The 18,700-nt window shown below is 72.1% G+C and carries 18 protein-coding genes; 16 read left to right on the top strand and 2 right to left on the bottom strand.

The annotated features are described in order from the left end of the window. Positions 1 to 59: 59 nt before the first annotated feature. Positions 60 to 662 (bottom strand): hypothetical protein, encoded by a 603-nt coding sequence (locus ACIBW6_RS14695; protein ID WP_399059645.1) that lies wholly within the window; start codon positions 660 to 662, stop codon positions 60 to 62. Between the two features lie 431 nt (positions 663 to 1,093). Between ACIBW6_RS14695 and ACIBW6_RS14700 the strand changes: the two genes are divergently transcribed. From ACIBW6_RS14700 to ACIBW6_RS14775, 16 genes are all read left to right on the top strand, one after another. Further along, positions 1,094 to 2,029 carry a hypothetical protein gene (locus tag ACIBW6_RS14700; protein WP_399059647.1) on the top strand — a complete coding sequence of 312 codons (936 nt, stop codon included), beginning with the start codon at positions 1,094 to 1,096 and terminating at the stop codon, positions 2,027 to 2,029. A gap of 26 nt (positions 2,030 to 2,055) precedes the next feature. Further along, positions 2,056 to 2,643 carry a hypothetical protein gene (locus tag ACIBW6_RS14705; RefSeq protein ID WP_399059648.1) on the top strand — a complete coding sequence of 196 codons (588 nt, stop codon included), beginning with the start codon at positions 2,056 to 2,058 and terminating at the stop codon, positions 2,641 to 2,643. Positions 2,644 to 3,073: 430 nt separating this feature from the next. Next, the gene (locus ACIBW6_RS14710) at positions 3,074 to 4,081 is read left to right on the top strand and encodes an ABC transporter ATP-binding protein (protein ID WP_399059649.1); all 1,008 of its coding nucleotides are present in this window, start codon (positions 3,074 to 3,076) and stop codon (positions 4,079 to 4,081) included. Between the two features lie 169 nt (positions 4,082 to 4,250). Beyond that, on the top strand, positions 4,251 to 5,108 hold the full coding sequence (locus ACIBW6_RS14715) for an MlaE family ABC transporter permease (protein ID WP_399059650.1): 858 nt from the start codon (positions 4,251 to 4,253) through the stop codon (positions 5,106 to 5,108). Positions 5,109 to 5,115: 7 nt separating this feature from the next. Next, positions 5,116 to 5,922 carry an MlaE family ABC transporter permease gene (locus ACIBW6_RS14720; protein WP_399059651.1) on the top strand — a complete coding sequence of 269 codons (807 nt, stop codon included), beginning with the start codon at positions 5,116 to 5,118 and terminating at the stop codon, positions 5,920 to 5,922. Next, complete coding sequence (locus ACIBW6_RS14725; protein ID WP_399059652.1) at positions 5,919 to 7,193, top strand: MCE family protein; 1,275 nt, start codon at positions 5,919 to 5,921, stop codon at positions 7,191 to 7,193. Before ACIBW6_RS14720 ends, ACIBW6_RS14725 begins: the two co-directional genes overlap by 4 nt. Then, positions 7,190 to 8,260, top strand: coding sequence for an MCE family protein (locus ACIBW6_RS14730; RefSeq protein WP_399059653.1), 1,071 nt, complete (start codon positions 7,190 to 7,192; stop codon positions 8,258 to 8,260). The genes ACIBW6_RS14725 and ACIBW6_RS14730 overlap by 4 nt, the downstream gene beginning before the upstream one ends. Further along, positions 8,260 to 9,324 carry an MCE family protein gene (locus ACIBW6_RS14735; protein WP_399059654.1) on the top strand — a complete coding sequence of 355 codons (1,065 nt, stop codon included), beginning with the start codon at positions 8,260 to 8,262 and terminating at the stop codon, positions 9,322 to 9,324. Before ACIBW6_RS14730 ends, ACIBW6_RS14735 begins: the two co-directional genes overlap by 1 nt. A gap of 10 nt (positions 9,325 to 9,334) precedes the next feature. After that, on the top strand, positions 9,335 to 10,336 hold the full coding sequence (locus ACIBW6_RS14740) for an MCE family protein (protein WP_399059655.1): 1,002 nt from the start codon (positions 9,335 to 9,337) through the stop codon (positions 10,334 to 10,336). Then, a complete protein-coding gene (locus ACIBW6_RS14745) occupies positions 10,336 to 11,535 on the top strand; it encodes an MCE family protein (protein ID WP_399059656.1) in 1,200 nt (399 codons plus the stop codon). Before ACIBW6_RS14740 ends, ACIBW6_RS14745 begins: the two co-directional genes overlap by 1 nt. Then, positions 11,532 to 12,770 carry an MCE family protein gene (locus ACIBW6_RS14750; RefSeq protein ID WP_399059657.1) on the top strand — a complete coding sequence of 413 codons (1,239 nt, stop codon included), beginning with the start codon at positions 11,532 to 11,534 and terminating at the stop codon, positions 12,768 to 12,770. Before ACIBW6_RS14745 ends, ACIBW6_RS14750 begins: the two co-directional genes overlap by 4 nt. Next, the gene (locus tag ACIBW6_RS14755) at positions 12,770 to 13,267 is read left to right on the top strand and encodes a hypothetical protein (protein WP_399059711.1); all 498 of its coding nucleotides are present in this window, start codon (positions 12,770 to 12,772) and stop codon (positions 13,265 to 13,267) included. The genes ACIBW6_RS14750 and ACIBW6_RS14755 overlap by 1 nt, the downstream gene beginning before the upstream one ends. After that, entirely contained in the window at positions 13,264 to 14,487 is a 1,224-nt protein-coding gene (locus tag ACIBW6_RS14760; RefSeq protein WP_399059658.1) for a hypothetical protein, read from the top strand. Before ACIBW6_RS14755 ends, ACIBW6_RS14760 begins: the two co-directional genes overlap by 4 nt. An 11-nt stretch (positions 14,488 to 14,498) precedes the next feature. Next, positions 14,499 to 15,026 (top strand): nuclear transport factor 2 family protein, encoded by a 528-nt coding sequence (locus ACIBW6_RS14765; protein WP_399059659.1) that lies wholly within the window; start codon positions 14,499 to 14,501, stop codon positions 15,024 to 15,026. Positions 15,027 to 15,042: 16 nt separating this feature from the next. Beyond that, the gene (locus ACIBW6_RS14770) at positions 15,043 to 15,762 is read left to right on the top strand and encodes a hypothetical protein (RefSeq protein ID WP_399059660.1); all 720 of its coding nucleotides are present in this window, start codon (positions 15,043 to 15,045) and stop codon (positions 15,760 to 15,762) included. 51 nt (positions 15,763 to 15,813) lie between these two features. Beyond that, a complete protein-coding gene (locus tag ACIBW6_RS14775) occupies positions 15,814 to 17,046 on the top strand; it encodes a lytic transglycosylase domain-containing protein (protein WP_399059661.1) in 1,233 nt (410 codons plus the stop codon). Here ACIBW6_RS14775 and ACIBW6_RS14780 read toward each other — a convergent pair. Then, entirely contained in the window at positions 17,020 to 18,654 is a 1,635-nt protein-coding gene (locus ACIBW6_RS14780) for a hypothetical protein (RefSeq protein WP_399059662.1), read from the bottom strand. The genes ACIBW6_RS14775 and ACIBW6_RS14780 overlap by 27 nt on opposite strands. Between the last annotated feature and the right edge of the window lie 46 nt (positions 18,655 to 18,700).

Below are 18,700 nucleotides of genomic sequence, written 5' to 3' on the forward strand. Positions count from 1 at the left end.
ACGCGTGCACGCCCGCCGCCGAGTGGGGGCTCGGCGGCGGGCTGGGCGGTGCTACGCGATCACGGGGAGGTGATCGTGTTCGTGGTGGTCAGCACGTACTTCGACGTGAAGTCGGCGTGCGCGCCGCCGGTGATCAGGCCCAGGCAGCTGGCGCCCGACTGCGCGGCGAGGGTGCCGCCGCCGATGGTGTTCAGGGAGTTCGAGGTGTTCTCGTAGTAGCCGGTCGTGGTGCCCACGAAGGTCGCGTGGCAGCCGGTGCCGCTGATCGAGGCGTTGATGCCGCTGATGTTGCCCTCGATGTGATTGGCCGTCGTGCCCGTGGCGTTGATGTAGAAGGGCGTGGTGGCCGTCGCGGTGGTGGTGACCGTGAACGCGATGCCGGCGACGTTGCAGCCGCTGAACGTCAGGCTGGTGATGGTGCCGATCTGCGCGCCGGCCAGGCCGGAGCCGGACTTCAGCTTGCCCTTGGCCTGCGACGTGGAACAGGTCAGCGTGGTGTTGCCGACCTTCAGCTTCGGGCTGGTGGCGTTGGCCGTGTACGTCCCGCCGGGCGTGACCGTGTAGGTGGCCAGCGCCCCGGCCGAGGCCGAGGAGATCGAGAGGCCGAGGGCCGAGGCGAGCGCGGCAGTGGCGATGGCGGTGTTACGGGCGAATCTGCGCACAGTGATTCCTCCGATGTGAACGAGGGTGAATGGAGAGGGAGCGTGACCGTTGGCCGGTGACGCGACCGTGTCGCACCGTCAGGCAACCCCGGGGGGCCGGCCCGGGGGCCAACCTTCGTCGCCTTCGAGACGGACGTTACGAGCTGGTAACCAGAAGCCGCAATGGGAATGCGCCAGGTTCCTCGGGCGGACCGGAATGCGCAGTTTTTCTTGTCGCTCCGGATACAGGTCGCGTGACTTTCCTTGTCGTCGAGTGACGAATTTTCGTCCTGCCGCGGAGAACACTCACATGATGAGTAACCGGATCTCCCGCATGCTCACTTGCAGATAAACCCGCGAGTAGTGGAAGAACTGTCAGCAAGGCCATTGTGCGAAAGGTTTCCCGTGAGTAACGTCCGGGCTCGCATTCCCCTACGAGAAGGGAAACCGGCATGGCCACTCTCAGACGTATGTCCGTCCTCGGCGCGACGGCGGCCCTGGCGACGATCGCCTCCATCGGCACCTCCAGCGCGGCCGGCACCCAGTTGAACGGAAACTGGGCGCCGTTCAACCGCTGCCCGGTCGACAACGCCGCCATGCTGGGCGCCGACGGCATCGACGACCAGGCGACGTGCGTCTCCTCCAGCTCGGCCAGCGGTGTCATCAAGATCGGCAGCTCGGTCGTCCCGACGGGGAAGACCGACCTTCAGGTGGGCATCATCACCCATGCCGACGGCACCAACTCGGTGGTCGCCCCGTCGGACGGGGCACTCGTCGCCGCTCCCGCCGACCTGCCCGGCGGCCTGCTGGGGCTGATGTGTCCCAGCTCCGTGCCCGTCGTCAGCGCCGTCTGCGGGCAGATCACCAACAGCACGCTCAACCGGATCGTGGCGACCGTCGAATCGGTGGGCACCCCCTCCGACTTCCAACTGCTCGCCGGGGTCTCCGAGGGCGTGCCGATCATCTCGATCCCGGTCCGCATCCACCTCAGCAACCCGCTCATCGGCGGCAACTGCTACATCGGCACCAAGTCCGCGCCGGTCGTCCTGCGCCCGGGGAACGCGGCGGCGCCGAACATCGCCCAGGACAGCGCCACCTCCAACGGCACGCCCGCCGATGACGGGACGTTCGGCCGGCTCGTGATGACCGGCTCGACCCAGCAAGACCTCACCTTCGCGGCACCGGGTGCGAGCGGCTGTGGTCCCCTGGGGCTCGGCGCCTTCAACTGGGCGGTCAACCTCAAGTCCGGCCTCCCGGCCGCCTCGGGCGTGAACAGCCTCAAGCTCAACAACACCCAGACCTACTTCGGCACCCTGAACGACCCGGGCGCCGCCGCCCCGAACCAGGGCAAGGTCTTCTCCCAGTACTGGCACTCGGCGGTCAAGTGATGTGGTTATCGCTGCGCAGGGCGGTGATGAGCGGGGTCGCGCTCGTCGCCGCGCTGGGGGTGTCGGGGACGTCGGCGTCCGCCACGGGGAGTGGGGTGTGGACGGTCAGCCCGGGCGGGAACTACACCGGGGCCGGCGCCAACCCGGTGTTCGCCTGGAACTCCATGGTGTTCAACTGCACTTCGTCCACCGTCACCGGATCTCTGGCGGCCATGGATGCGGACGGCCTTGCCGCCGGGACCCTCGCGCCGAAGTCCTACACCGGCTGCGCCATCGCGGGCATCCCGTTCACCTATAGCGCCGGTCCCACTCCCTGGAAGGTCAATCTGCTGCAACGCAACGCAGCCGACCCCTCGAAGATCGACCTGTCCATCAGTGGAGTGACGTTCAACTGGTCCGCGACCGGCTGCCACGCGACGTGGACCGGAACCGTATACGGCCAGTACGACAACACCACCGGGCGACTGAGTACCGGTCTCAACGGCGCCCCCGCGGGCCGGCTCGTGGCCGGTGCCGGCGCGTCCTGCCTCGGACTCGTCACGCCCGGAGACGTCCTCACGATCAAGGCGACCTACACCCTCACCCCCCGACAAACCATCACCCCACCCGCCTGACCCCCCTTATAACCCGGTGACAAAAAACCGGGCGCCCTTCTCGGACCGGCGCGAAAATTCTCAACCGCTATTGCGAGCGCAGGTTACTCGGCCGTAACGTCTCCAAAAAGTACTTCGCTCCTGGTTGGCGTCCCCAGTCGATCAGGGGTCGTATGAAGGCCGACCGGAATCCTCCTTTCCGGTCGTCGCCTCCGTGGCGGGGTCCCGGTCTCTCGTCGTACCCCCGGCGGGACGGGACCCCGCCACGAACTGTCAGAGCCCCGCAGGGCTCCGTGATTCTTACTCATCCGCCGACAGGAGAGAACGGGTCTCTTGTCACCGGATGACAAGTTTCGAGAAAGATTCGGGGCGGCCGCTCCGGGATCTTGTCCGGCGCGTATGAAGCGAATTACCGTGCGCTGCCGAGTTCGCTCGCTGAAGGTGAGAAGCGATGGGAATCGAAGTGAAGGTCGAAGGGCTCACCAAGTCCTTCGGCAAGCAGCAGATCTGGCAGGACGTCAGTCTCACCCTGCCCGCCGGCGAGGTGAGCGTCATGCTCGGCCCCTCCGGTACCGGCAAGACCGTCTTCCTGAAGTCGCTGATCGGTCTGCTCAAGCCCGAGCGCGGCCGCGTCCTCGTGAACGGCGTCGACATGGCGCGCAGCCCCGAGCGGGACATCATGGAGGCCCGCAAGCTGTTCGGGCTGATGTTCCAGGACGGCGCCATGTTCGGGTCGATGAACCTCTTCGACAACATCGCCTTCCCGCTGCGCGAGCACACCAAGAAGAAGGAATCGGAGATCCGCCGCATCGTCATGGAGCGGATCGAGGTCGTCGGACTCCTGGGCGCCGAGGGGAAGTTGCCCGGCGAGATCAGCGGCGGCATGCGCAAGCGGGCGGGGCTCGCGCGGGCCCTCGTGCTGGACCCGCAGATCATCCTCTGCGACGAACCCGACTCCGGGCTCGACCCGGTCCGCACCGCGTTCATCTCCCAGCTGCTCATCGACCTGAACACCAAGATCGACGCGACGATGCTCATCGTCACCCACAACCTCGACATCGCGGCGACCGTGCCGGACAACATGGGGATGCTCTTCCGGCGTCAGCTCGTGACGTTCGGGCCGCGGGAGGTGCTGCTGACCAGCCGGGAGCCGGTCGTGGCGCAGTTCCTGACCGCCAGCAAGGCGGGGCCGATCGGGATGTCGGAGGAGAAGGACGCGGCGACGCTGGCCGCGGAGGCCTCCGGCGGGGCGGGGGTGGTGGAGCCGCGGGCGCTTGTGCCGCAGCTTCAGCCCTCGCCGGGTTTGGGGGAGCGGGCCGCTGTCGCGCGGCGGCGGGCGCGGGTGCTGGGGATGTTGGACACGTTGCCGCCGTCGGCGGCTGCGGCGATCCGGGCCACGTATGGCTCCGCCGGGGCTGAGCCGACTGTGGTGATGCCGCGGGTCGGGGGTGCGGGGTGACTCGCCGTCGTTGTTCGTCCGCGGGTGCGTCGTGGTTGGTCGCGCAGTTCCCCGCGCCCCTGGGGGGTGTGCCCCGGCTGGCGATGTCGGCCTTTCAAGCCCCTCCGGCGATTGAGGAGCGGGGGCCGGGGCGGAGCCCCGGGGCTGGGTGTCAGCCGGCGGTGACCGTATGAGCGTCGACAACAAAGTTCCGGGCCCCGCGCCCCAGGCACCCCCCGTCACCGACGTCAAGGGACGACGCGGAGCGCCCCGTACTCCGAATCCGCTCCTCGGGCCCCTCCGGCAGACCGGGAAGTTGTTCGCGCTCGGGATCGAGGTGGCGCGGGAGACGTTCCGGCGGCCGTTCCAGTTCCGGGAGTTCGTCGAGCAGTTCTGGTTCATCGCGAGTGTCACCATCCTGCCGGCGGCCCTCGTGTCGATCCCGTTCGGAGCCGTCATCGCGCTCCAGGTCGGGTCACTGACCCAGCAGCTCGGCGCCCAGTCCTTCACCGGCGGCGCCAGCGTCCTGGCCGTCATCCAGCAGGCGAGCCCCCTCATCGTCGCCCTGCTCATCGCGGGCGCGGGCGGCTCCGCCATCTGCGCCGACCTCGGCTCGCGCAAGATCCGCGAGGAGCTGGACGCGATGACCGTCATGGGCGTCTCGCCCGTGCAGCGCCTCGTCGTGCCGCGCGTACTCGCCACCATGACGGTCGCGCTCCTGCTGAACGGCATGGTCTCCGTCGTCGGCACCCTCGGCGGCTACTTCTTCAACGTCATCCTGCAACACGGCACCCCCGGCGCCTACTTGCAGAGCTTCTCCGCGCTCGCCCAGCTCCCCGACCTCTACATCAGCGAGCTGAAAGCCGTCATCTTCGGCTTCATCGCCGGGATCGTCGCCGCCTACCGCGGACTCAACCCGCGCGGCGGCCCCAAGGGCGTGGGCGACGCCGTCAACCAGTCCGTCGTCATCACCTTCATCCTGCTGTTCTTCGTGAACATGGTGATGACCGGCATCTACCTCCAGATCGTTCCGCCGAAGGGAGGCTGAATCCGTCATGACCTCCCCCCTCGAACGTCTCGACCGCGGCGGCGACCAACTCCTCTTCTACATACGTGCGTTGCTGTGGATTCCGCGCACACTGGTCCGGTACACCAAAGAGGTGCAGCGCCTCCTCGCCGAGGTCGCCTTCGGCTCCGGCGGCCTCGGCGTCATCGGCGGCACCATCGGCGTGATGATCGCGATGACCGCCGCCACCGGCACCGTCGTCGGCCTCCAGGGCTACGCCGCCCTCGACCAGATCGGCACCGCCGCCTTCACCGGCTTCGTCTCCGCCTACTTCAACACCCGCGAGATCGCGCCGCTGGTCGCGGGCCTCGCCCTCTCCGCCACCGTCGGCGCCGGCTTCACCGCCCAGCTCGGCGCCATGCGCATCAACGAAGAGGTCGACGCGCTGGAAGGCATGGGCGTGCGGTCGATGCCGTACCTCGTCACCACCCGCATCATCGCCGGCGTCGTCGCCATCATCCCGCTCTACGCGATCGGGCTGCTCTCCTCCTACGTCGCCTCGCGCCTGGTGACCGTCGTCTTCAACGGCCAGTCGCAAGGCACGTACGACCACTACTTCAACCTGTTCCTGTCCCCGACGGACGTCCTGCTGTCGGTCCTGAAAGTGCTCATCTTCAGCGTCATGGTGATCGTCGCGCACTGCTACTACGGGTACCGCGCCAGCGGCGGCCCCGCCGGTGTCGGCATCGCCGTGGGCCGGTCCGTGCGCAACGCGATCGTGCTGATCTCCGTCACGGACTTCTTCCTGTCGCTGGCCCTGTGGGGCGCGACCACGACCGTGAAGGTGGCGGGGTGACCACGACCAGCACGACCAGCACGACCAGGACGGACACCCTCCGCCGCAGGCTCGCGGGCGTCGTCTTCCTCGTCGTGCCCGCCCTGCTCATCTGGCTCGCCGTCGCCGTCTACAACAAGGACTTCGTCGCCTCCGACGACATCGTCGTCGAGACCGGCAGCGTCGGCAACGAGATGCACCTCGGCGCCGAGGTGAAGCTGCGCGGCGTCGTCCTCGGCGAGGTGCGCGACATCGACGCCACGCCCACCGGCGCCCGCCTCACCCTCGCCCTGGAACCCGGCGCCCTCGACTCGATCCCCGACGACGTCCGCGCCCAGATGCTGCCGACGACCCTCTTCGGCGAGCGCTACGTCGCCCTGGTGCCGCCGAGCGAGCCCAGCGCGCGGACCCTGCCGGCCGGGGCCACCATCCCGCAGGACCGTTCCGCCAACGCCGTCGAACTCCAGCAGGTCCTCGACGACGTCCTGCCGATGCTGACCGCCGTCCAGCCGCAGAAACTGTCGGCGACCCTGTCCGCCGTCTCGCAGGCGCTGGAGGGCCGCGGCAGCCAGCTCGGCGACACGCTCACCCAACTCGACGCCCACCTGCGCAAGTTCAACCCGAACCTGCCGACCCTGAACGAGGATCTGAAGCAGCTGGTCGAGGTCAGCCACGTCTACGCCGACGCCGCACCCGGCATCATCGACGCGCTCACCGACTTCACCACCACCAGCGGCACGCTCGCCGAGAAGGAGAGCGACCTCGCCGCCGCCTACGGCGGCACCACCCGGGCCGCCGAGGACCTGGACGCCTTCCTGCGGGCCAACAAGGACAACATCATCCGGCTCTCCGCCACCTCCCGGCCCACCCTCCAGCTGCTCGCGAAGTACTCCTCGTCCTTCCCCTGCACCCTGCGCACCCTCGCCGACTTCGTGCCGCGCATGGACAAGGCGCTCGGCAAGGGGACGGACCAGCCGGGACTGCACGTCGACGTCACCACCATGCCCTCGCGGGGGAGCTACACCCCGGGGACCGACACTCCCGCGTACACCGCGGGCGGCGGCCCGCACTGCTACCCGGTGCCCTACCTCGGCGCGGGCACCGCCAAGGCGCCCGTCACCGCCACCGCCTCCGCCGGGCAGGAGCTCGGGCCCGCCAACTCGCCGCAGGAGAACGACCTGGTGAACGAGCTGATCGCGCCCGGCGCCAAGGCCTCGCCCGACGACCTGCCCGACTGGTCGAGCCTGCTCGCAGGCCCCGTCTACCGGGGAACCGAGGTGAAGCTCAAGTGAGCCCGCGACAAGCTGAGTTCGCCCAGTTCGCGCACATCAAGCGCAAGTCCCTGGCCGGACCGCTGGTGAAGTCCCTCGTCTTCGTCGTCGTCACCGCGCTGGCCACCACCGTGCTCGGCCTGAGCATCGCCAACACCGGGGTGGGCACCGACGCCACCACGTACAAGGCGCTGTTCACCGACGTCACCGGGCTCGTCGACGGCGACGGCGTACGGATCTCCGGCGTCAAGGTCGGCGAGGTGACGGACGTGCGCGTCGTCGACCGGCGCACCGCCCAGGTCACCTTCACCGTCGCCGACGACCGGAAGCTGCCGGGCACCACCACCGCCGCCGTGAAGTACCTCAACATGGTCGGCCAGCGGTACGTCTCCCTGGAGCGCGGCACCGGCGGCGGCACGTCGACGCTGGCGGACGGCGACACCATCCCGCTGCGCCGCACCACCCCCGCCCTCGACCTGACCCTCCTGTTCAACGGGTTCAAGCCGCTCTTCGAAGGACTGTCGCCGCACGACGTCAACGACCTCGCCGGGTCCATCGTGAAGGTGCTCCAGGGCGAGGGCGGCACCGTCGACAGCCTCATCGAGCACGTCGGCTCGCTGTCGACGACCGTCGCCGCCAAGGACAAGGTGATCGGCGAGGTCGTCGGCAACCTGACCGACGTCCTGACGACCATCAACGACCGCGAGGCCCAGTTCGACGACCTCGTCACCACCCTCCAGGAACTGGTCACCGGCTTCAACGAGGACCGCAAACCGCTCGGCGACGCCGTCGAGGCGATGGGGGAGCTGACCACGGTCACCGCCGGGTTCCTCCAGGACGCCCGCACCCCGCTGAAGGACGACATCCACCAGCTGGGCCGGCTCTCCACCTCGCTCGGCGACGGCATCCCGCAGATCGAGAACTTCCTCGACAAGACCCCCGCCAAGCTGACCGCCCTGTCCCGCCTCTCCTCGTACGGGTCCTGGTTCAACCTCTACCTCTGCGAGGCGAAGGTCGGCGGCGTGAAAATGTCCGACGGGTCGAAGCCGCCGACCGGCATCGCCGTCACCGAAGCGAGGTGCCAGTGATGCGGACCCAGGCCCAGCGGCGGCCCCGGCTCAAGCCCGTCAGGGAGCGCAACCCCGTCGCCGTCGCCGTCGTCGGCCTGGTGGTGCTCGCGCTGATCGGGCTCGCCGCGATGAACGCGAGCAGCCTGCCCCTCGTCGGCGGCGGCACCACCTACACCGCCGACTTCAGCGAGGCCGCCGGGCTCGGCGACGACGACGAGGTACGGATCGCCGGCGTCAAGGTCGGCACCGTCACCGGCGTCGCGCTCGACGGGAACAAGGTGAAGGTCTCCTTCGAGATCGAGGACGACAGCACCTGGATCGGCGACCGCACCACCGCCGCCATCGCCATCAAGACGCTGCTCGGCGAGAAGTACGTCGCCCTCGATCCGGTCGGCGGCGAGCGGCAGAACCCGGACAACCGCATCCCGCTCTCCCGCACCACCTCCCCCTACGACGTCACCGAGGCCTTCGAGGACCTCAGCGGCACCATCGACGAGATCGACACCAAGCAGCTCGCCGCGAGCTTCGAGACGATCTCCGAGACCTTCAAGGACTCGCCGCCCGACGTGAAGGCGGCCGTGAAGGGCCTGTCCGCACTGTCCAAGACCGTGTCCACGCGCGACACGGAACTCGCCAGGCTCCTCGCGGGCAGCAAGAAGCTGACCAAGACGCTCCAGACCAAGAAGTCGAGCTTCGAGACGCTCATCGACGACGGCGGTTCGCTCCTCGGCGAACTGAAGAAGCGGCGCACGGCCATCAAGGCGCTGCTCAGCGGCAGCGAGGCGCTCGGCCGTGAACTCGGCGGGCTCGTCGACGACAACGAGACGCAGCTGGAGCCGACCCTGAAGGCGCTCGGCCGGGTCACCGACGTCCTGGAGAAGAACCAGGGCAAGCTCGACAAGACCCTCGCCCTCGTCGGCCCCTACTACCGGCTCATCGGCAACACCCTCGGCAACGGCCGCTGGTTCGACAGCTACCTGTGCGGCGTCGTGCCACGGAACTACCTGCCCGCCTCCTCGCTGCCCAAGACCTCCTGCATGCCGCCGAAGAACGGGACGTACGACGTGAAGGCCGGTGGCTGACATGGGGACGATGACCGCACGCAGGAAGCTGCTCGTCGGCGGGCTCGCGCTCGCCCTGCTGATCGCCGCCGGGATCGTCGGGGTCCGGGCCGCGGGCTCCGAAGGCACCCGCGTGACCGCCTACTTCGACCGGGCCGTCGGCATCTACGCCGGGTCCGACCTGCGCGTCCTCGGCGTGAAGGTCGGCAGGGTGGAGTCCGTGCGGCCCGAGGGCACCCGGGTCAAGGTCACCCTCGGCATCGACGACGGGGTGAAGGTGCCCGCCGACGCGCGCGCCGTCGCCGTCGCCCCCAGCGTCGTCGCCGACCGGTACGTGCAGCTCACCCCCGCCTACACCGACGGGCCCGCCCTGCACGACGGGGCGACGCTGCCCGCGTCCCGCAACCGCACCCCCGTCGAGATCGACCAGCTCTACGACAGCGTCACCGAGCTGAGCAAGGCGCTCGGACCCGGCGGCGCCAACGCCGAGGGCGCCCTGTCCGCACTGCTGGACACCGGCGCGAAGAACCTCAAGGGCAACGGGGGCGCGATGGGCGACACCATCGAGCAGTTCGGCAAGGCCGCCAAGACCCTGAACGGCAGCAGCGACGACCTGTTCACCACCCTCGCCCAGCTCCAGTCCTTCACCACGATGCTGAAGGAGAAGGACGGCGGGGTGCGCACCGCCCAGGAGAACCTCGCCGACGTCACCGGCTACTTCGCCGACAACAAGGACGACCTCGCGGGCGCCCTGAAGGAACTCGGCGCCGCCCTCGGCCAGGTCAAGACCTTCATCAGGGACAACCGGGGCGAGCTGAAGAAGAACGTGGAGCGGCTCGTGCCCCTCACCCAGACCCTCGTCGACCAGCGCGCCTCCCTCGCCGAGGCGCTGGACGTCGCACCGCTCGCTGCCGGGAACGTCGTGAACGCCTACGATCCCAAGTCCCGCACCCTGTCGGGCCGGGCGAACCTCAACGAGATCAGCATGGGCGGCCCGCTGCTCCCGCTGCCCGCGGTCGGCGGTGAGCAGTGATGGCGGCCTCCCGGCGGACGAAGGTCCGCACCGGCGTGGTGACCGTCGGCGCGCTCACCGTCACCACGGCGTTCCTGCTGACCCTCGGCGTCATCTCCGTGCCCACGCCCACCTTCGGCGGCGTCGCCGACCTGCCGCTGCCCGGCGGCGCCGACCTCGGCTCCCACCCGTACACGGTCACCGCCGACATGCGGGACGTCCTGAGCCTCGTCCCGCAGTCCGCGGTCAAGGTGAACGACGTCGCCGTGGGCCGCGTCACCGACATCGCCCTCAACAAGGGCGACACCTGGTCCGCGCGGGTGACGATGCGGGTCAACGGCGACGTGCGGCTGCCGGCCGGCACCGGCGCCCGGCTCGAACAGTCCAGCCTGCTCGGCGAGAAGTACGTCCAGCTCGTCGCGCCGAAGGACGCCACCGGATCGCTCGGCGACGGCGCCCGCATCCCGCTGTCGCGCACCGGCCGCAACTCCGAGGTCGAAGAGGTCTTCGGCGCCCTGTCCCTGCTGCTCAACGGCGGCGGCGTCAACCAGCTCAAGACCATCACCACGGAACTCAACTCGGCCATCGGCGGCCGCGAGAGCGAGGTCCGCTCCACGCTGCGCCGCGTCAACACCCTCGTCACCGACCTCGACGACCACCGCGGCTCCATCACCGCCGCACTCGACGGCGTCAACCGCCTGTCGGCCACCCTCGCGCACCGCAAGGAGGACGTCGGGACCGTGCTCACCGACCTCTCGCCCGGCGTCAAGACCCTGGAGAAGCAGCGCGGCTCCCTGATGACGATGCTGCGCTCCCTGGACCGGCTCAAAGGGGTCGCCGTGGACACCATCGACACCGGGAAGGCCGACATGGTCGCCGACCTCAAGGCGATCGCCCCCACCCTCAAGGCGCTCGCCGACTCCGGCAAGGACCTGCCCGACTCGCTCCAGGTGCTGCTCACCTACCCGTTCACCGACGAGGTGCTGCGCGGCATCAAGGGCGACTACCTGAACGCCTACCTCGACCTCACCGCCGAACCGGGCACCACCCTCATCCCGCCCCTCACCGAGGACACGTCCTCGCCGAGCCCGACCCCGACGGCGACCGTGCAGAAGGGGAACACCGAGCGGGCGCCGGAGCGCAAGCAGGCGCCGAGCGGGGCGCGGGGCGCGACGCCGTCGCCGCCGCTGCCCCTGCCGTCGAGCGGAGGCACCCGGTGATCACTCTCGCGGTCCGGCTCAAGAACCTCGCCTTCCTCGTCATCGCCGTCCTCGTGCTGGCCTTCCTCGGCATCCGCTACGCCGACCTCGGCCGCTACGTCGGGGCCGCCGACTACTACACCGTCAAGGTCGAACTCCCGCGCACCGGCGGCCTGTTCACCCACTCCGACGTCACCTACCGGGGCGTTTCAGTGGGCCGCGTCGGCGCCATCGACCTCACCCCGGACGGCGTCGAGGCCTCCTTGCGCATCAAGAAGTCCGCGCCGGACATCCCCGACGACGCCAAGGCCGTCGTCGCGAGCCTGTCGGCGGTCGGCGAGCAGTACATCGACCTGCGCCCCGACCGCACCGACGGGCCCTACCTCGCCGACGGCGCGCACATCGACCGCACCGCGACGAGCGTGCCGCGGCCGGTCACAGACGTCCTCGCCGGCGTCGACGACCTGACGACGTCCGTGCCGCTGGAGTCGCTGCGCACCGTGGTCGACGAGTTCGGCAAGGCCTTCGAAGGGCGCGGCGAGGACCTCCAGCTCCTCATGGACAACGGCTCCGACTTCGTCCAGGCCGCCGACCGGGCCCTGCCGCAGACCACGCGGCTGATCGACGACGGCGAGGTGGTGCTGCGCACCCAGGCCGAGGAGAGCGCCGCCATCAAGGACTTCGCCGGCGGCGCGAAGGAACTGGCGGCCACCCTCAAGGGCTCCGACGCGGACCTGCGCCGCCTGGTCATGGCCGCGCCCGAGGCCGCCACGCAGCTCAGCGGGGTGCTGCGGGACATGAACCCCGAACTCGGCGTCGTCCTCGCCAATCTGCTCACCACCTCCGAGGTCGCCGTGACCCGGCAGCGCGGCACCGAGGAACTCCTCGTGAAGCTCCCGCAGGCCGTCGCCGCGGGGGCCACGGCCGTCGACGGAAAGAAGGTCAACCTCGGCATGGCGGTCACCTTCTTCAAACCGCTGCCCTGCACCGCCGGGTACACGGGCACGCAGTACCGCCTGGGTACGGACCTGAGCCCGGCGCCCGCCCTCAACACCGGCGCCCGCTGCACGGCACCGGCCTCCAGCGGGACCGGCGTCCGCGGTTCGGCGCACGCGCCCGGGGGCGGCGCGGTGCCCCGGCCGGCCAGGCCCGGGGCGCTGTCGCTGCCCTCGGTCGCCGAGTCCGGCGCGGCCGGTCCGTCGTCCGGCATGCAGGACCTGCTCGGCCTCGACTCCCGCACCGGGAGCGGATCGTGATACGCCGGGCCCTCGCGGGGGTGGGGCTCGCCGTGTCGCTCGCCCTGTGCGGGACCGGGGCCTGGTCGTACGCGCAGGCGCGGGGGGACGACGACCTCGCGTACGGCCGGGCCCGGGACGCGGCGCTCAGCGACGGGCGCGCGGCGGTCGCGACGCTGACCACGCTGGACGCGTCGACGGCCGCGCACGCCCGGGCCGGGGTCACCACCTGGAAGGGCGTCACCTCGGGCCCGCTGCGCACCCAGCTCGGCCGGCTCGCACCGGACTCCGGGGCGTCCTCGCGCGGTGTCGTCACGGACGCGGCACTCACCGCGCTGGACGACCGGGCCGGGACGGCGAAGCTCATCGCGACGGTCCGCGTGGAGACGACCCCCAAGGGCGGCGGCACCGCCACGGCCGACCGCAAGCGTCTGGAGGCGGTCCTCACCCGGGACGCCGGCGGCACGTGGAAGGTCAAGACGCTCAACGCGGTACCGGTGACGGAGGTGTCCGGATGACGGAGAAGACGGCCCTCGACCCGGCCGCGGACCCGGCTCCGGACGTGCGGGTACCGCCTGCCGCGGGGGAGGAGCCGCATGATGGCGCCCGCACCGAGCCCGTCACCCCGGCCCGGGTGGCAGCCCCGGCTTCCGATACGGCCGCGGATCCTGGTCCGCCTGGGGGACCTGGCCCGGCGGCGGATCCCGGTCCGGCGGCGGATCCCGGTCCGGCCGCGGGCCCTGATCCGGCCGCAGGCCCCCGCCCGGCCTCCGCCAAGGGCGCGGACCCGGCCTCCGCCAAGGGCGCGGACCTGGCCTCCGCCAAGGGCGCGGACCCGGCCTTCGCCAAGGGCGCGGACCCGGCCTTCGCCAAGGGCGCGGACCCGGCCCCCGTCGCGAGCGCGGACCCGGCCTCCGCCAAGGGCGCGGACCCGGCCTCCGCCACGGGCGCGGACCCGGCCTCCGCCAAGGGCGCGGACCCGGCCTCCGCCAAGGGCGCGGACCCGGCCTCCGCCAAGGGCGCGGACCCGGCCCCCGCCAAGGGCGCGGACCCGGCCCCCGTCGCGAGCGCGGACCCGGCCCCCGTCGCGAGCGCGGACCCGGCCCCCGCCACGGGCGCAGCGCCCGCTCCCGACGTGGGCGCGGACCCGGACGCGGACCCTGACCCGGCATCGGAAACGGCCCCCGGCGCGGACACGGAGCGCCCCGGGGTGGTCTCCCGCGTGCGCAGGTTCGTGCGGGCGCGGCGGGGGCTCGTTGGGGTCGTCGCCGGGGCCGTCCTGCTCGCCGGTGCGGGCGGCACGCTGCTGTACCGGGCCCATGAGCTGCGTACCGACCCCGCCGCGGGGAACCACGCGCTGACCGACGTCGAGGCCACGACCCGCGTCAACGGCGACGTGAGCAGCGCTCTCGCCAAGGTGTTCTCGTACACGCCCGGCGGCACCGAGGCCACCGCCCGCTCGGCCCGCACCGTGCTCTCGGGCCGGGCCGCGCAGCAGTACACCCGCCTCTTCGCGCAGGTCGAGAAGAACGTGCGCAGCGAGCGCGTCACCCTCACCACCCAGAGCGTGCGCGTCGGCACGGTCAGCCTGCGCGGCTCCACCGCCCACCTGCTCGTCTTCCTCGACCAGACCGCGCGGCGCGGCACGAAGAAGCCCACGACCTCCGCCGCCCAGCTCTCCGTCACCGCCCGGCTCCACGACGACGTCTGGCAGATCGTCGACATCAAGGCCCGATGAAAGGGGCGCGCATGTACCGGTTCACGCAGCCGCTGCTCGCCGCCGCACTGGCACTCACCCTCCTCGCCGGCGGCGTCGCCGCCTGGGCCGGCTGGTCCTGGTACGCGGCGGCGCACGACGACTCCGCCGGGTACGCCGCCGCCCGCGACGACGCCCTGGAGGCGGGGGAGCAGGCGGTGCAGAACCTCAGCACCCTCGACCACCGCTCCCTCGACGGCGGGCTCGACCTGTGGGAGAGCTCGACCACCGGCGACCTGCACAGCCAACTCGTCAAGGGCCGCGCCGCGTTCACCAAGCAGGTGCAGAGCGCCAAGACCGTCAGCACCGCCAAGGTCCTCTCCGGCGCCGTCACGGAACTCGACGAACGGGCGGGCCGCGCCCGCGTCATGGTCGCCCTGCGCGTCACCGTACGGGCCTCGGGACAGAAGGCCACCGACAAGGACAGCCGCATGCTCGGCGAACTGACCCGCACCGACGGCCACTGGAAGCTCAGCGCCCTCGGCCAGGCACAGGTCGGCTCCACCGCGACCACCGACTGACCGGAAAGGACCGAGGATGCCGACCACCACCCGGCACACCGTCAACCGCCGCCGCCGACTGGCCCAGCGTCCCGCCGCCACGGCCGGCGGGACCACCGCCCGGGCCACGGCCCCGGCGGCCCCGGCGCCCGCGACCCCGGCCGAGGCGACCCCGAGCCGTCGGCCGCGCACCCGTGCGACCGAGGAGACCCCCGCCCCGCAGGAGCGGACCCGGCGGGCCGGCCGCCGCCCGCTCGCCGTGCTCTGCCTCCTCACCCTGCTCCTGGGCGCCTTCACCGGATGGGCGTACGCACAGACGCGCGCGCTGAAGGACGACGCGGCCACCGCCAACACCGCGCTCACCGACGCCGCCCGCACCAGCGAGGTCAAGGGCGCCGCGGGCAAAGCCGTCAACGCGCTGTTCTCCTACGACCACGCGGACCCCGCCGCCGAGCGGAAGGCCGCCGCCACCTACCTCACCGGCAAGGCCGTCGCCCAGCACCGCGCGCTCCTCGCCCCGGTACTGGCGCAGGCGCAACAGCAGAAGACCGTGGTGACCACGACCGTCACCGACAGCGCGGTGGAGCGCATCGACGGGGACCGCGCCCGTGTCCTCGTCTACGCCGACCAGAGCAGCACCAGTACCGCGGCGAAGGCGAAGGACGCCGCCAATTACGCGGGCGCGATGCTCGCCGTCGACCTCGTCCACGAGGACGGCCGCTGGCTGGTCTCCGCCCTGGACACCTTCGGCGGCTGAGCCGGCGCCCGCGCCCCACCCCCCCCGGACCGAACGGACAGAGAGGGCCCCATGCGAACCCCGCGTACCCGACTGCGCCGCCGCCTGTGCGGCACCGCCGTGGCGGTCGCCGCGACCGCGCTGCTGACCGCGTCCCAGGCACCCGACGTCGTCGCGGAGCTGGCGAGCCGCCCGGTCCGCGACGGCGGCGGCGATCCGTCCGCCGCCGCCGCGCCGGCCGGGCAGCTGCCGCCCGTCGCCTCCCAGGGCGATGACTCGTACCACACGGAACTGCCGCCCCTGGACAGCCCGCAGGTCCCGAACATGACGTACCCGGTGCGGCAGTTGCGCGACCAGTCCGGCATCCCCGCCACGGTCCTCGCCGCCTACCGCCGCGCCGAGACCTCGATCGCCCGCACCGATCCGGGCTGCCGCCTGCCGTGGCAGCTCCTCGCGGCGATCGGCAAGGTCGAGTCGGGGCAGGCCCGCGGCGGTGACGTCGACGCGGCAGGCACCACCCGGCACCGGATCACCGGCCCCGCCCTGAACGGCGACGGCTTCGCGCTGATCCGGGACACCGAGGGCGGCGCCTGGGACGGCGACACCGTCTACGACCGGGCCGTCGGGCCGATGCAGTTCCTGCCGGGGACCTGGCGCCGCTGGGGCGCCGACGGCAACGGCGACGGCCGCTCGGACCCCAACAACATCTTCGACGCGGCGCTCGGCGCCGGACGCTACCTGTGCGCGGGCGACCGGGACGTGAGCACCGCGGCCGGCCGCGACCGGGCCGTCCTCAGCTACAACTACTCGCAGGACTACCTCCACCTCGTCCTGTACTGGCTGGAGTTCTACCAGGAGGGCGTGCACACCGTGCCGGACGGCCGCGGCGTGGTCCCGCACACCCCGGGCGCGGGGTCGAGGACCCCGGCGACCGAACCGGTCCGCCACCCCGGCGGCGGGGGCGGCGAGCACGGCGGGGGCGGCATCGTCATCGGCCCGGCCCCGACGCAGAGCCCGCGCCCGTCCACCACCCCGAAGCCGCCGGGCAAGCCGAGCCCCAGCCCGACCCCGGGCCCCTCCGACACCAGCGCCCCGCCGAGCGGGTCGCCGACCGACCCGCCCACGACGCCCCCGACCGATCCGCCGACCACGGACGAGCCCACCACCGAGGAGCCCACGGACCCGGGTTCTCCGTCCCCGTGCCCCAGCGACAGCGCGTCCCCGACGGACTCGCCGAGCCCGGCCGGCACGCCGTCCCCGGACCCGTCGGACACGCCGTCACCGTGTGCGACACCCGCCGCCTGAGGGGCCCGGGGACGGTCTGCCTACCGGCTCCCAGCCGGAGCCGATCCGGTAGGTCCCGGCGGCGGCCGCCGTCAGCCGCGTGAACTCGCCCTGTCCGCGGATCTCCAGGCAGCCGCCCGGGGACCGCAGCCAGGGCGAGTAGGCGACCCGCAGCACCGCCGTCCCCGGCCGCCGGAAGCGGACCGTGACGTGGGCGCCGTCCGAGCCGACGACCGAGGCGGGCGCGGAGACCAGCGGCACCGCGTCGCGCACCCGGAAGACCCGCCAGTGCGGATCGCGCCAGACCGGCTCCAGGTAGGGGGTTCCGGCGCGTACCAGCGCGGCCTCCTGCTCGGCGAACCCGTCCGGCGTGCCCTCGGGCAGCACGACCAGGCCGACCGCCCACCGGTCGAGCCAGGCCCGGTAGGAAGCCGCCGAGAACGTGCCGTCGTAGAAGAGTCGGCCGCGCTCGATGTCGAGCTGCCGGTTCCAGCCGCGCGCCATGTTCACGTACGGGGCGAGCCGGGTCGCCTCCCGGTGGTTGCGGGCCGGAATCACCTCGACGCGGGTGCGGTCCGCGCCGAGCCGGCGCAGCTCGCGCACGACGCCGTGCGTCTGCGCCGCCCATGACGGCACGCGTGTCGACACCTCCAGGTCGTCCGCCGTCTTGCGCACCACCCACGCCGAGGAGAGCACCAGCGCGACCACGAGGACCGCCACCTCGGCCCGGCGCAGGCCCGGCGCGCGGGCCGCCGCCAGCAGCGCTGCGGGCGCCGCCAGTTCGGCCAGGCGCTCCACGTTCGTCCCGACGGGAGAGGCGACGAGGTAGGTGAGGACGGTGCCGGCCGCGTAGGCCACCGCCGCCCAGCGCGCCACCCGCCAGCTCCGCGGGCCTGCCGCCACCAGCACGAGCGCGCACAGCACCGGCGGCCAGACCCGCGCCGGCGGCATCAACTGCTCGCCGGTGAACGGGAACAGCAGGGTCGTCGCGCCCACCACCACGGCCGGCGGCACCAGCAGGACCGCCGCCCGCGCCCGGTCCCGGGCGCCCAGGTACCCGGCCCCCGCCACGGCGAGGAAGAGCCCCGCCACCGGGGAGGCCGTCGTGGCCAGCGCCGCGCAGACCGCGGCCGCCACGAGCCTGCGCCGCCCCTGCACGGCCACGCAGGCGCCGAGCCCCAGGGCGACGCCGAGCGCGAACGTGGTGCGCCCCGACGCCACATTGCACCACAGCGCCAGGGAGAGCAGCACGGCCGGGGCGAGCGGGCGGCCGATGCCGGTGCGCGCGACGAGGACGGAGCCGAGCCAGGCCGCCGCGAGGCCGGAGGCCACCGTCACCGGGCGCACCCCGAGCCCGGCCATCAGGTACGGCGAGATCAGCGAGTAGTTGGCGGTGTGCATGCCGCCGTACCAGAACAGGTTGTACGCCGACGCCCCGTGGTCGGCGGCGAACCGGGCCCAGGCCTGCTGGGCGGCGAGGTCACCGCCGCCGGTCGCCAGGAACAGCGCCCACACCGCGTAGAGCGGCAGCGTGGGCGCGGTGGCCAGGAGCGCCACGCGGTGGTGCGCGGCGAGGGCGGGGCGCCGGCGTGCGGGGCGGCGCTCCAGGGACAGGTCGGCCGTGGCCACGGGCAGGGTCCGTTCCTTCGCGCGTCATGGGTGCGGGCAGGTTCCA

This window comes from Streptomyces sp. NPDC049813 (genome assembly GCF_044465085.1).
In the GTDB taxonomy this organism is placed as follows: domain Bacteria; phylum Actinomycetota; class Actinomycetes; order Streptomycetales; family Streptomycetaceae; genus Streptomyces.

Excerpts from the sequence above, each read along its gene's own strand:
- ACIBW6_RS14700 (WP_399059647.1), top strand. The coding sequence starts at position 1,094 with ATGGCCACTCTCAGACGTATGTCCGTCCTCGGCGCGACGGCGGCCCTG.
- ACIBW6_RS14705 (WP_399059648.1), top strand. The coding sequence starts at position 2,056 with ATGAGCGGGGTCGCGCTCGTCGCCGCGCTGGGGGTGTCGGGGACGTCG.
- ACIBW6_RS14710 (WP_399059649.1), top strand. The coding sequence starts at position 3,074 with ATGGGAATCGAAGTGAAGGTCGAAGGGCTCACCAAGTCCTTCGGCAAG.
- ACIBW6_RS14715 (WP_399059650.1), top strand. The coding sequence starts at position 4,251 with ATGAGCGTCGACAACAAAGTTCCGGGCCCCGCGCCCCAGGCACCCCCC.
- ACIBW6_RS14720 (WP_399059651.1), top strand. The coding sequence starts at position 5,116 with ATGACCTCCCCCCTCGAACGTCTCGACCGCGGCGGCGACCAACTCCTC.
- ACIBW6_RS14735 (WP_399059654.1), top strand. The coding sequence starts at position 8,260 with ATGCGGACCCAGGCCCAGCGGCGGCCCCGGCTCAAGCCCGTCAGGGAG.
- ACIBW6_RS14740 (WP_399059655.1), top strand. The coding sequence starts at position 9,335 with ATGACCGCACGCAGGAAGCTGCTCGTCGGCGGGCTCGCGCTCGCCCTG.
- ACIBW6_RS14745 (WP_399059656.1), top strand. The coding sequence starts at position 10,336 with ATGGCGGCCTCCCGGCGGACGAAGGTCCGCACCGGCGTGGTGACCGTC.
- ACIBW6_RS14760 (WP_399059658.1), top strand. The coding sequence starts at position 13,264 with ATGACGGAGAAGACGGCCCTCGACCCGGCCGCGGACCCGGCTCCGGAC.
- ACIBW6_RS14765 (WP_399059659.1), top strand. The coding sequence starts at position 14,499 with ATGTACCGGTTCACGCAGCCGCTGCTCGCCGCCGCACTGGCACTCACC.
- ACIBW6_RS14770 (WP_399059660.1), top strand. The coding sequence starts at position 15,043 with ATGCCGACCACCACCCGGCACACCGTCAACCGCCGCCGCCGACTGGCC.
- ACIBW6_RS14775 (WP_399059661.1), top strand. The coding sequence starts at position 15,814 with ATGCGAACCCCGCGTACCCGACTGCGCCGCCGCCTGTGCGGCACCGCC.